This window comes from Enterobacter sp. RHBSTW-01064, assembly GCF_014103035.1.
In the GTDB taxonomy this organism is placed as follows: Bacteria; Pseudomonadota; Gammaproteobacteria; order Enterobacterales; family Enterobacteriaceae; genus Enterobacter; species Enterobacter mori.
In genome coordinates this window covers 524,337-536,676 of record NZ_JABXOU010000001.1, presented here as the reverse complement: position 1 = coordinate 536,676, position 12,340 = coordinate 524,337, and the positions used below count along the sequence as shown (strand labels likewise).

The 12,340-nt window shown below is 56.0% G+C and carries 11 protein-coding genes; 7 read left to right on the top strand and 4 right to left on the bottom strand.

Translation table 11 applies throughout. The annotated features are described in order from the left end of the window. Window positions 1–6: 6 nt before the first annotated feature. The 4 genes from cheR to cheZ are packed head-to-tail and all read left to right on the top strand — an operon-like array spanning window position 7 to window position 2,980. Window positions 7–873, top strand: coding sequence for a protein-glutamate O-methyltransferase CheR (cheR, locus tag HV355_RS02490; RefSeq protein WP_100166014.1), 867 nt, complete (start codon window positions 7–9; stop codon window positions 871–873). Beyond that, window positions 870–1,919, top strand: coding sequence for a chemotaxis response regulator protein-glutamate methylesterase (locus tag HV355_RS02485; protein ID WP_010432526.1), 1,050 nt, complete (start codon window positions 870–872; stop codon window positions 1,917–1,919). Before cheR ends, HV355_RS02485 begins: the two co-directional genes overlap by 4 nt. 16 nt (window positions 1,920–1,935) lie before the next feature. Then, window positions 1,936–2,325 carry a chemotaxis response regulator CheY gene (gene cheY / locus HV355_RS02480; RefSeq protein WP_010432528.1) on the top strand — a complete coding sequence of 130 codons (390 nt, stop codon included), beginning with the start codon at window positions 1,936–1,938 and terminating at the stop codon, window positions 2,323–2,325. Between the two features lie 10 nt (window positions 2,326–2,335). Continuing rightward, window positions 2,336–2,980 carry a protein phosphatase CheZ gene (gene cheZ, locus HV355_RS02475; RefSeq protein ID WP_029485121.1) on the top strand — a complete coding sequence of 215 codons (645 nt, stop codon included), beginning with the start codon at window positions 2,336–2,338 and terminating at the stop codon, window positions 2,978–2,980. Window positions 2,981–3,027: 47 nt separating this feature from the next. On the opposite strand, the gene HV355_RS02470 is transcribed toward cheZ, so the two are convergent. The 4 genes from HV355_RS02470 to HV355_RS02455 form a co-directional block, all read right to left on the bottom strand. Then, window positions 3,028–4,191: a fimbrial protein gene (locus HV355_RS02470; RefSeq protein ID WP_182400796.1), complete on the bottom strand. Its 1,164-nt coding sequence runs from the start codon at window positions 4,189–4,191 to the stop codon at window positions 3,028–3,030. Then, window positions 4,181–6,736: a fimbria/pilus outer membrane usher protein gene (locus HV355_RS02465; protein WP_182400795.1), complete on the bottom strand. Its 2,556-nt coding sequence runs from the start codon at window positions 6,734–6,736 to the stop codon at window positions 4,181–4,183. Before HV355_RS02465 ends, HV355_RS02470 begins: the two co-directional genes overlap by 11 nt. A gap of 9 nt (window positions 6,737–6,745) precedes the next feature. After that, complete coding sequence (locus tag HV355_RS02460; protein ID WP_182400794.1) at window positions 6,746–7,438, bottom strand: molecular chaperone; 693 nt, start codon at window positions 7,436–7,438, stop codon at window positions 6,746–6,748. A gap of 138 nt (window positions 7,439–7,576) precedes the next feature. After that, window positions 7,577–8,152: a fimbrial protein gene (locus tag HV355_RS02455; protein ID WP_182400793.1), complete on the bottom strand. Its 576-nt coding sequence runs from the start codon at window positions 8,150–8,152 to the stop codon at window positions 7,577–7,579. Between the two features lie 506 nt (window positions 8,153–8,658). Between HV355_RS02455 and flhB the strand changes: the two genes are divergently transcribed. The 3 genes from flhB to HV355_RS02440 are packed head-to-tail and all read left to right on the top strand — an operon-like array spanning window position 8,659 to window position 12,270. Continuing rightward, window positions 8,659–9,807 carry a flagellar biosynthesis protein FlhB gene (flhB, locus tag HV355_RS02450; RefSeq protein ID WP_010432535.1) on the top strand — a complete coding sequence of 383 codons (1,149 nt, stop codon included), beginning with the start codon at window positions 8,659–8,661 and terminating at the stop codon, window positions 9,805–9,807. Next, on the top strand, window positions 9,800–11,878 hold the full coding sequence (gene flhA, locus HV355_RS02445) for a flagellar biosynthesis protein FlhA (RefSeq protein ID WP_089598182.1): 2,079 nt from the start codon (window positions 9,800–9,802) through the stop codon (window positions 11,876–11,878). The genes flhB and flhA overlap by 8 nt, the downstream gene beginning before the upstream one ends. After that, window positions 11,875–12,270: a flagellar protein FlhE gene (locus HV355_RS02440; protein ID WP_182401222.1), complete on the top strand. Its 396-nt coding sequence runs from the start codon at window positions 11,875–11,877 to the stop codon at window positions 12,268–12,270. Before flhA ends, HV355_RS02440 begins: the two co-directional genes overlap by 4 nt. Window positions 12,271–12,340: the final 70 nt, after the last annotated feature.

Genomic DNA, 12,340 nt, shown 5'->3' with positions numbered 1-12,340 from the left:
GGCGCTATGACATCACCCACGCCCTCAGGGCAAACGTCATTATTGTTACAGATGACACAGCGCCTCGCGCTGTCCGACGCGCATTTTCGTCGGATATGTCAGTTAATCTACCAGCGTGCGGGGATCGTGCTTGCGGATCATAAGCGAGACATGGTCTACAACCGGCTGGTGCGGCGCTTGCGCACGCTTGGGCTGGATGATTTTGGTCGCTATTTGAGCATGCTTGAAGCGAACCAGAACAGCGCCGAATGGCAGGCTTTTATTAACTCATTAACCACCAACCTGACGGCGTTTTTCCGTGAAGCTCACCACTTCCCGGTGCTGGCGGACCACGCGCGTCGACGCAGCGGCGAGTATCGCGTCTGGAGTGCGGCCGCCTCGACGGGTGAAGAGCCGTACTCGCTGGCGATCACCCTTGCAGACACGCTGGGCATGGCGCCCGGACGCTGGAAAGTCTACGCCAGCGATATCGACACCGAGGTGCTGGAGAAGGCGCGTAACGGTGTTTATCGCCAGGATGAACTGAAAACGCTGTCGCCTCAGCAGCTGCAGCGTTACTTCATGCGCGGCACTGGCCCGCATGAAGGCCTGGTACGCGTACGCCAGGAGCTGGCGAACTGCGTCGAATTCGCGCCCGTTAACCTGCTGGATAAGCAGTACAACGTGCCGGGTCCGTTCGACGCCATTTTTTGCCGTAACGTCATGATCTATTTTGATAAAACGACGCAGCAGGACATTTTGCGTCGCTTTGTTCCGTTGCTCAAGCCTGACGGTTTACTGTTTGCCGGGCACTCGGAAAACTTCAGCAACCTCGTGCGTGAGTTTAGCCTGCGTGGGCAAACGGTATATGCGCTGAGTAAGGAAAAAGCATGAGTAAAATCAGGGTATTGTCTGTCGATGATTCGGCGCTGATGCGCCAGATCATGACTGAAATCATCAATAGCCACAGCGATATGGAGATGGTGGCGACCGCCCCCGATCCTCTGGTAGCGCGGGATTTAATTAAAAAATATAACCCCGACGTACTGACGCTGGATGTCGAAATGCCGCGCATGGATGGCATCGATTTCCTTGAAAAATTAATGCGCCTGCGCCCGATGCCGGTGGTGATGGTCTCCTCCCTGACCGGGAAGGGCTCGGAAATCACCCTGCGCGCGCTCGAGCTGGGGGCGGTTGACTTTGTCACCAAGCCTCAGCTCGGCATCCGCGAAGGGATGCTGGCCTACAGCGAGATGATTGCCGAGAAGATCCGCACCGCGTCCCGGGCGAAGCTTGCGGCGCACAAACCGATGTCGGCACCGGCAACGTTGAAGGCCGGTCCGTTACTCAGCTCGGAAAAACTGCTGGTGATTGGGGCGTCAACCGGAGGAACAGAGGCAATTCGTCATGTACTCCAGCCATTGCCGCTTTCAAGTCCGGGTATTCTCATTACGCAGCATATGCCGCCGGGATTTACCCGCTCGTTCGCTGAACGTCTGAACAAACTGTGTCAGATCAGCGTGAAAGAGGCGGAAGACGGCGAGCGCGTGCTTCCGGGACACGCGTACATCGCGCCGGGCGATAAGCATATGGAGCTGTCGCGCAGCGGCGCGAACTATCAAATCAAAATTCATGACGGACCGCCGGTTAACCGGCACCGTCCGTCGGTGGATGTGCTGTTTCATTCGGTGGCGAAACATGCGGGGCGCAACGCCGTGGGGGTGATCCTGACGGGGATGGGCAACGACGGTGCCGCCGGAATGCTTGCGATGCACCAGGCTGGCGCCTGGACTATTGCGCAGAATGAAGCAAGTTGTGTGGTGTTCGGCATGCCGCGCGAGGCCATCAATATGGGTGGCGTGAGCGAAGTGGTCGATCTTAGCCAGGTAAGCCAGCAGATGCTGGCGAAAATCAGTGCCGGACAGGCAATACGTATTTAAAGAGGAGTGTAGTTTTATGGCGGACAAAGAGCTCAGATTTTTGGTTGTGGATGACTTTTCCACCATGCGTCGCATCGTGCGTAACCTGCTGAAAGAGCTGGGCTTCAACAACGTTGAAGAAGCAGAAGACGGCGTTGATGCGCTGAACAAACTGCAGGCGGGCGGCTTTGGTTTTGTGATTTCCGACTGGAACATGCCGAACATGGATGGTCTGGAACTGTTGAAAACCATTCGTGCCGATGCCGGTATGGCGTCACTGCCGGTGCTGATGGTGACCGCAGAAGCGAAAAAAGAGAACATCATTGCAGCAGCCCAGGCGGGCGCAAGCGGCTATGTAGTGAAGCCATTCACTGCAGCAACCCTGGAAGAGAAGCTCGGCAAGATCTTCGAGAAACTCGGCATGTGAGGTGATGGATATGTTGCAACCTGCTATGAAACCCGTTGAAGAACATTCACCGAGCGACATTATCGCCCGCATTGGTAGCCTGACGCGCATGCTGCGCGACAGCCTGCGTGAACTGGGACTGGATCAGGCTATCGCCGAAGCAGCAGAAGCGATTCCTGATGCACGTGACCGTCTGGACTACGTTGTGCAGATGACCGCGCAGGCCGCTGAACGTGCGCTGAACAGCGTTGAAGCGTCACAGCCGCATCAGGACGCGATGGAGAAGGGCGCGAAAGCGCTCACCCAACGCTGGGACGAGTGGTTTGAAAACCCTATCGAGCTGGCTGACGCGCGCGAGCTGGTGACCGATACCCGCCAGTTCCTGGGCGATGTGCCGGGCCACACCAGTTTCACCAACGCACAGCTGCTGGACATCATGATGGCGCAGGATTTCCAGGACCTCACCGGTCAGGTTATCAAGCGCATGATGGATGTGATTCAGGAGATTGAACGTCAGCTGCTGATGGTGCTGCTGGAGAACATCCCGGAACCGGCTGCCCGTCCGAAACGCGAGAACGAAAGCCTGCTCAATGGCCCACAGCTCGACGCCACCAAAGCGGGCGTTGTGGCAAGCCAGGACCAGGTGGACGACCTGCTGGACAGCCTCGGCTTCTGATTGAACGGATAACCCTCAGGTGCTGTTTCAACCTGAGGGTTATTCTGCTAGCGAAGATCCATCTTCACCGTCACGTTACCCTCAAAGCGGCCCGGTTCAGGCTCGGCATTTGTGGTGCTCACTGGCGCCGCCTGAATGTTGACCACGCCGTTTCCCTGCTCGTCCATCGTCACCGGAAACTCATAGGTGCCATCCAGCGCGACGTTCTCGCTGTTTTCATCGTACACCCGCACGCCGAGATCGTCTCTTTCCAGAAGCTTCGCAATGTACGGCGTACTGCTATCTGCCACGCCCTGGTCTGCTGAGAGCGTGAGCTTTATCCGGTCCGTATTCCCGACGGCGTTATCGTCGCAGTGGTAAGCGATCTCGACTTTTTTGAGGGCATAGCCTTTAGGGGGCTGCCCCTTACTGATGAATTGCTTGCTGACAACGCTGCCGAATTCAACCTCAATGGTGCTCCCCGCGTTGATGGTGCAGCTTAGCGGCGCCGTTAGCGTGCCGCTAAACCAGATATCTGAGACATGTTCTGCCTCTCCTGCATCACAGTTTGCTCCTGCCGTATAGAGGCAGGCATAGTTCTGAACAATGATTGTCTGCGGGATCGCCTCTTCCCCAAGAATAGGTTTTTTAATGTGAAGCATCACGGCAACGACATTCCAGCGGAATTTCCGCTTTGTCGCAGCAGAGTCTGTGGGGCGGGTATCGTTACTGCAGACGCTGGCGTCTCCCTCCTTTTTGGCAGTCGAGTTTTCCATAACACTGTTCATATTTCCCCGGGACGTTGGGTATTCATTAATAGGCACCGGGGTCAAAGAATTTCCGTCTGGGGAATTGATGGCATCGACGTAGCCCGTAACATCGGCATCGATCTTATCGGTCAGATAGCCGTAACCGTTTGTTCCTGGAGGGAGTGGGCTGCCAGCAAATGTTTTTTCATAGATGGTAGTCGATGAATACAGATTTGCCGGGCAGTTGCAATTGGCCTCCAGTTCAGCCCCAGCTCCGACAAGATGTTCGGGTATATCGTAATCGTGATTGGCAATGTTTTCGCTGGAGGCAAACTCGTGATTGAACGAGATGGTATATGTCTGCGGTGCTCCGAAACAGTTTTTGAGCACCATGCTGGACCCCCAACACGGGCTGGCAGATTCCAGACACAGTGCAATCGCTACTGAAATCCCAGCGGCGAGTCTCTTCAGTTTATTTTTCATGCGGTTGTTCCTGCTGACAAAGTGCGCTAACGGATCGAATACCGTTAGGGCTTTCGTTAGGCTGATCTGTCTGTTGTGAAATGCTGGTTTGACACTGCTGGTCCTTGCTGTTACCCCATTTCACAGTGAGCTGCGCGGTTTCCCCGATGCCCGCAAGATACACGGTGCCCGTATCATCCACGATCCCGCTTAATACAGGTGATGCGCTGGTAGCAATGGCACCAAACGGGACGTGTTGACCGTTAGGTCGCGTCAGGGTGATTAACAACCGGTAACCCACATGAGCATCAAAGTTAGCCATTACAGCAGCGTTACGAGAGGGAATGACGGTGACAGATGTATCACTGCTGTCCACGTTTTCCGGCAGGCTCGAGGTATCAATACGAATAGTGTTTTCCTGGTACGGGGTAAGCGACGGAATGACTGCGTTACCCTGCCAGTCGGTCTGTATGCCTCGCTGGTTCTGGAAGCGGACGCCAGAGGCGTCGTTAGCGCTCACGATGGCAAACTGGCTGCCTAAAGGCTGGGCCAGCGTGATGCCCTGAGGATGGGCAACAATACCGCCGCTAATACCGTAGTTAAGCTGCTGAGAGTCATCACTGGAAGCGTAATACCCGGCGGTCAGGTTGGCGTATTGCGAACGGTAGCTGCCGTATGCACTGCTGGTATCTTCTCCGTCGTGGTTGGAATGGCTCTGCTGCAGCGAGTAGCTCAGGCGCTCGTCATCCAGCAGCGTGCCGCTGAAGCCAAGGTTTTGCCGCGTATAGCCGTCTTTGGTGTTGCTGATGTTATAGCTGCTCCAGGCGCGGGGCAGCCATCTGGTGAGAGGAATGCTGAACCCGAAAGAGATCATTCTGTCGGACTCTTCGCCGTTGGTTTTGCTGTAGGTATAGGCCAGATGGTAACTCGTCCCGGCAATAACGGTATTCATGCCAACAGACAGACTGCGCTCCTTATTTGAGGTGCCCCAATAATCCTGCTGATAGCCGTTAAGATAAAGGCTGAGTCCTGCCAGGGTCTGGCTGACGCTGGCCTGAATGCGGTTGCGCTTATTGTAACGAAACAGCAGATCGTCTTCGTGGCCGTCAAGCTTTTGGTTAGCATCGGCAAAACTGTAGTATCCGCGGCTGGAGTAGCGATAGCTGCCCAGGCTGAAGTTGGTATTGGTGGAATCCAGTTTGCCGGTATAAAGCAGACGCCATGACTGGCCCGTATGCTGACTGTCATCGTCGAGCCGGGTATCGGCCACGGTGACGTCAGCCGACAGCGAGCCCAGTTGCCCAAGCGCCAGGCCGACGCCAGCATTGGCGGCGCTATAGTCTTGCGATAGCGTCAGCCCCCCAAACCCGGTGAGCAGGTTGTTTACACCGTAAATCATGCTTCCCTGGAGAAAGTCGGGCTCCTTTTGATCGCTCCCGCTGTCAGCGCGGTAACGGCCCGCCGTCAGTTCGTACTTCATCCGTCCCGGGCGCAGCATGACCGCGATGCTGGAGTAGGGCTGCGTGAAGTGGTGCTCGGTGCCGTCGGCCTCTTTCACCGTGACGTCCAGATCGCCGCTGTTGGTGGTGGAATAGAGGTCATTGATCTCGAACGCCCCCGGCGCGACATTTTGCTGGTAGATAAGATAGCCATTCTGATGCACCGAGACTTCCGCGTTCGAGCTGGCGATGCCGCGTATGACGGGGGCGTACCCTCGCTGGCTGTAGGGCAGCATCTCTTCATCCGACGCAAGGTTGACGCCGCGGAACTGTAAGCTATCGAAAACCTCGCCCCGCGTGTTGCTCTCTCCGGCGGTGAACTGCGCCTTGAGGGCATCGATGTCATGCTGAAGGAAGGTATTGATGGTCTCCCACTGGTTTTCACTGTCCGAATGGCTCCACGTCGAGTAGTTGCGCACTCGCCAGCCGCCCAGATTGGCGCCGGTACGCAAATTCAGGTACTGATTGGTGGTGCTGTTGTTCTCGCTGTCCTTATTTGTTGACCCTGAGAACGCATAGTCACTGAACATGACGGGCACCCCGTCGTCCCAGCGCGAGGGATCGATGTAATCATGACCGGACCCGTTTAACGCGGCCTGAGGAATGCTCAGCGCTAATGTCATGGTCGAGAAATCAAGCTGCGCGGACGCCAGGGGGATGTAGCTGCCGAGCGTGTTGGGCAGGGGCTCATTGGCTGGCAGCGCCAGCAACGCGGGATAACGATCGACAGCGATCCCCCAGGCGCGCAGCATATCCGGCGTGAGCTGTGGGATCAGTGCCCCTTGCGGAGAGCTGACGTAGGTGACAGTGGCGTCCCTCAGGCGGCGGTCGTTCACCTGAATGCTTGAAGACCAGGTGCCGGGAAGCTGAGCGTTCGACTTTGAAAAAAGTGACAGGTCGATATCCTGTTGGGACAGCATATCCCCTTCAAGCGATGAAGGAGAGAAGCGATACTCACGGGCCTGCCCCGAGCAGCTCACCATAAGCAAGACGCCGCCAAGGCAGCGCAGAAGCGGATTCAGTTTAAAGATCCGCCCGTGTGACAAATAATTACGTCCTGTAATCATTGCGGTCTTTTAATCCTGCGCCAGGGTGGAAGTGTATTTTTCGGAAGCGTTGCCGTAATCGGTGATGCAGCGCCAGGTGACGCTCGTACTCTGCGCGCCGTTTGGAAGCGGAATGGCAACGCTGGATTTAGGGCCAACCATGTCGGCTTTCTCGACTTTTTGTGCGCCCAGCGCAAGTGAATCAAAGACGCTATAGAACGCCCCGTCGTTGATGGCAGTGAGCTGCTGTCCGTGACGAACAAAACGCAGGTTTTTACAGGATTCGGAGGGGGTGCCGCTCAGTCCGACCGGACGCCAGAACACTTTCAGGCGCGTTTTATAGATGAGACGCAGGACGTTTTTGTCTTCCTCATCCGCCGCCGTGGCGGGGACGGTTCGCACGTTCAGATAGAACAGCGACTCTTTATCGCCCGGTAAGGACATGCCGTTCCAGGTAATGCGCAGGCTTTGCTCTTTTTGCGGATCGAGGCGAAAGAGGGGTGGTGTTACAATAAAAGGCCCGTGCGTTTTTCCATCACCTGTGTCCGTCCAGGACTGTATAAGCCAGGGCAGTTCGCGATCGTTATTTTGTAAAGGCAGGGCAACTTCCTTTTTTGCGGCATCGTAAATTATGCGTGTGCGACCTATCTGAACGCCTGCTGCGTGGCAAAGGGTACTCGCAATAACAGGAATGCATAATAAGAGCTTGAGGGAAATGCGCATGGTGAAACCTTTAATAAAGGAGGTTGAGAAAAGTGATAATAGTCCGAATCCGGACCCAGACTATTATCAGAGCATGACTCCTTAAACGTCATGACGCTGAGAAATATATATATCCTCTGAATGTCAAAAAGACGATTATTAGCGGTAAAGAATATTTACCGTCATATCCGCGTCTGCCGGACCGGGGGTGACCTCGGCAGCAAAGGATTTATAGCGGGCATTAAAATTAGCCAGAATGGTGTCTGACGATTTTGTTGCCAGCTCGATATAAACCTGACCTTCCGCACCGTCCATGGTAATCAGTTGGTCATCTTTACCCGCCGGGCTAACGGCAACGCCGATCCCGGTTGCTGCGGTGTCGCCCGTGGTGGTGATTTTACTGACGTCGAGCAGCGTATTGGTCCCGGTCAACGTCGTTGGGCCGTTGAAGGTTAGCTGCACTGCCGGGAGGCCGTCGCTTTTTAACGGACAGTTTGCCAGCGTAATGGTGAACGGCATATACGTGGTTTCTTTCCCAACCTCGGTAAATACTGATTTAGGATAGGTGCCCAGTGGAATAGTGCTGTCCGTGCCATTGTCACCCTCGATCGTACAGCTTGGTTCAATAATCTCACCCGTGAAGTGAATGGTGCCCGCATTCATTTCTGCGGCGAAACTATTCATCGATACGGCGGCGAGCACTATGCCCGCAAAAATATTATTTTTTAAGTCCATCTAACATTTTCCTTAAAGTGAACGCTATATTTGGCATGCCCTTTACGTCTTCGCGACGTCAAATCATGCCGCGCGAAATTATAGCGTTTAATTTCTCTCAGGTAAGGGTGTTTCAGGATTAATATTATATAGTCTAATGCAGTGCGGGTGGTTTGTAGAATAATAAGAGGTAGGGGTTCAATTACTATTAATTATCGAATTCACATATTTATATCATTCATGCAAAACCAAACGGTGAGAATGGCGGTATATGTTAATTTTCCTCTCGATATTTTTTTGTCATCGACGTTCATTAAAGCTGTGCTTAATTCATTTTGTAATATAAAACACATCAAAAAAAACTGGACTTTGTTTGTTCGTTTATTATTTGCGCTATCCACGCTCGGGTGAAGGGCAGGGCGTGAGCGTAAACTGGATAAAAAGACCCGGTTATAGGGTTTTTTCAGCCCATTGATGAAAGGCGGTGCTGGCATGATACCCGTGACGTAATGGGCTGAGCATGCACTGTGGCAGAAGAGAACGACGACAAAACGGAAGCCCCCACACCCCACCGACTTGAAAAAGCACGTGAGGAAGGGCAGATCCCCCGATCCCGAGAACTGACATCCCTGCTGATCCTTATCGTAGGCGTGTGCATTATCTGGCTGGGTGGGGAGTCGCTCGCCCGTAAACTGGCGGGGATGCTCTCTTCTGGGTTACGTTTTGACCACAGCATGGTCAACGATCCCAATCTCATTCTGGGTCAAATCATTATTCTGATTAAAGGCGCAATGATCGCCTTACTGCCGCTGATTACCGGCGTGGTGCTGGTGGCGATAGTGTCGCCGATCATGCTGGGTGGTCTGGTGTTCAGTGGCAAATCACTGCAGCCCAAGTTCTCTAAACTCAACCCGTTTCCCGGTATAGCACGTATGTTTTCGGCCCAGACCGGGGCTGAGCTGGTTAAAGCCATCCTCAAATCGACCCTGATGGGCAGCGCTGCCGGGTTTTATCTGTGGCATAACTGGCCTGACATGATGCGCCTGATCAGCGAATCGCCGCTCAGCGCTATGCGCAACGCCATGAACCTCATCGGGCTTTGCTCGCTGCTGGTGGTGCTGAGCATCATCCCGATGGTGGGCTTCGACGTCATCTTCCAGCTCTACAGCCACTTCAAGAAGCTGCGCATGTCGCGTCAGGATATTCGTGACGAATATAAGCAGATGGAGGGTGACCCGCACGTGAAAGGGCGTATCCGCCAGATGCAGCGTGCGGCTGCTCGTCGACGCATGATGGAAGACGTGCCTAAAGCCGATGTGATCGTCACCAACCCGACCCACTATTCCGTTGCGCTGCAGTATGACGAAAACAAAATGAGTGCGCCAAAAGTGGTGGCAAAGGGGGCTGGGCTTATCGCGCTGCGTATCCGTGAAATCGCGACGGAGAACCGCGTCCCCATTCTTGAAGCGCCACCGCTGGCGCGTGCCTTATATCGCCATGCGGAAATTGGGCAGCAGATCCCAGGTCAACTTTATGCCGCCGTGGCGGAAGTGCTGGCCTGGGTATGGCAATTAAAACGCTGGCGTCTGGCTGGCGGTCAACGACCTGTGAAACCTGAAAACCTTCCGGTGCCTGACGCGCTGGATTTTTTGAACGAGAAGGACACTGATGGCTAATCTGGTGGCAATGTTGCGCCTGCCCGGCAACCTGAAATCGACCCAATGGCAGATCCTTGCCGGGCCGATTCTCATCCTGCTAATTCTGTCGATGATGGTACTGCCGCTCCCGGCATTCATTCTCGATCTGCTTTTCACATTCAACATTGCGTTGTCCATCATGGTGCTGCTGGTGGCAATGTTCACCCAGCGCACCCTGGAATTTGCGGCGTTCCCGACCATTCTGCTGTTTACCACGCTCCTGCGACTGGCGCTGAACGTGGCGTCTACCCGTATCATTCTGATGGAAGGCCATACCGGCGCGGCGGCGGCGGGTAAAGTGGTTGAGGCGTTTGGCCACTTCCTCGTGGGCGGTAACTTTGCCATCGGTATCGTGGTGTTTGTCATCCTCGTGATCATCAACTTTATGGTTATCACCAAAGGTGCGGGGCGTATCGCGGAAGTCGGCGCGCGCTTCGTGCTGGACGGGATGCCGGGCAAGCAGATGGCGATCGACGCCGACCTGAACGCCGGGCTTATCGCAGAAGATGAAGCGAAAAAGCGCCGCGCGGAGGTGACGCAGGAAGCGGACTTCTACGGTTCGATGGACGGTGCGAGTAAGTTTGTGCGCGGTGATGCCATCGCGGGCATCCTGATCATGGTCATCAACGTGGTCGGGGGGTTGCTGGTCGGCGTCCTTCAGCACGGGATGGACATGGGCCACGCGGCGGAAAGCTATACGCTGCTGACCATCGGTGACGGTCTGGTCGCCCAGATCCCGGCGCTGGTTATCTCGACCGCAGCAGGCGTTATCGTCACCCGCGTGAGTACCGATCAGGACGTGGGTGAGCAGATGGTGGGGCAGCTGTTCAGCAACCCCCGCGTGATGCTGCTGTCGGCGGCGGTGTTGGGCCTGCTCGGCATGGTGCCGGGGATGCCAAATCTGGTGTTCCTGCTGTTCACCGCGGGTCTGCTGGGCCTGGCCTGGTGGATGCGCGGACGTGAAATGAAACCGGCGGCAGAGCCCGCGCCGGTGAAAATGCCGGAAAATACCCAGGCCGTGGAGGCCACCTGGAACGACGTGCAGCTGGAAGATTCACTGGGGATGGAAGTGGGCTATCGCCTGATCCCGATGGTGGACTTCCAGCAGGATGGCGAACTGCTGGGGCGTATCCGCAGCATCCGTAAAAAATTCGCCCAGGATATGGGTTTCCTGCCGCCGGTTGTTCACATTCGCGACAATATGGATCTGCCGCCCGCGCGCTACCGCATTCTGATGAAAGGTGTCGAAATTGGCAGCGGTGATGCCTATCCGGGCCGCTGGCTGGCGATTAACCCCGGCACCGCCGCGGGCACGCTGCCGGGCGAGCAAACCATCGATCCGGCCTTTGGCCTGGCGGCTATCTGGATTGAGAGCGCCCTGAAAGAGCAGGCGCAGATTCAGGGCTATACCGTCGTTGAAGCCAGTACCGTGGTGGCGACCCACCTCAACCACCTGATTGGGCAGTTCTCCGCCGAGCTGTTTGGGCGTCAGGAAGCGCAGCAGCTGCTTGACCGCGTGACGCAGGAGATGCCGAAGCTGACGGAAGATCTGGTTCCGGGCGTGCTGACGTTGACCACGCTGCATAAGGTGCTGCAAAACCTGCTTGATGAGAAGGTGCCGATCCGCGATATGCGCACCATCCTGGAAACACTGGCCGAGCACGCGCCGCTGCAAAGCGATCCGCACGAGCTGACGGCGGTGGTGCGCGTGGCGCTGGGTCGTGCGATCACCCAGCAGTGGTTCCCTGGCACCGGAGAAGTGCAGGTGATTGGACTCGATACGCCGCTTGAGCGTCTGCTGCTGCAGGCGTTGCAGGGTGGTGGTGGCCTTGAGCCAGGTCTGGCCGACCGCTTGCTGGCGCAGACGCAGGAGGCGCTGGCGCGTCAGGAGATGCTGGGTGCGCCGCCGGTTCTGCTGGTGAATCATGCACTGAGGCCGCTGCTTTCACGCTTCCTGCGCCGTAGCCTGAACCAGCTGGTGGTGCTGTCGAATATGGAGCTGTCGGACAATCGCCACATTCGTATGACGGCGACCATTGGAGGAAAATAATGCGGAAGTGGCTATGGATACTCTTTTTCCCGCTGGCGGCGCAGGCCGCAGGTGAGGGAACGTGGCAGGCCAGCAGCATGGGCGTCACGCTAAGCAATCGCGGGGTGGCAATGTCTTCGCGTCCGCTGTCGCCGCCGGAACCGGCTTCTGGCCTCATGACGCTGGTGGTCTGGAACTATACGCTGATTGGCCCAACGCCCGCCGGGCTGCGGGTGCGTCTCTGCTCTCAGACGCGCTGTACCGAAATAGACGGTGAAAGCGGAACGACCCAGGCGTTCAACGGTGTGCCCGCCGCCGAGCCTTTACGCTTTATCTGGGAGGTGCCGGGTGGCGGTCGCCTGATCCCGGCGCTGAAGGTTCAGCGCAATTCCGTCATCGTCAACTACCGTTAACTGCCTGCCTTTTCGCCAGCCTTCAGGCAAATCTGATGGCTGGCTCGCAAAATTGACCTCGCCTTTTGAT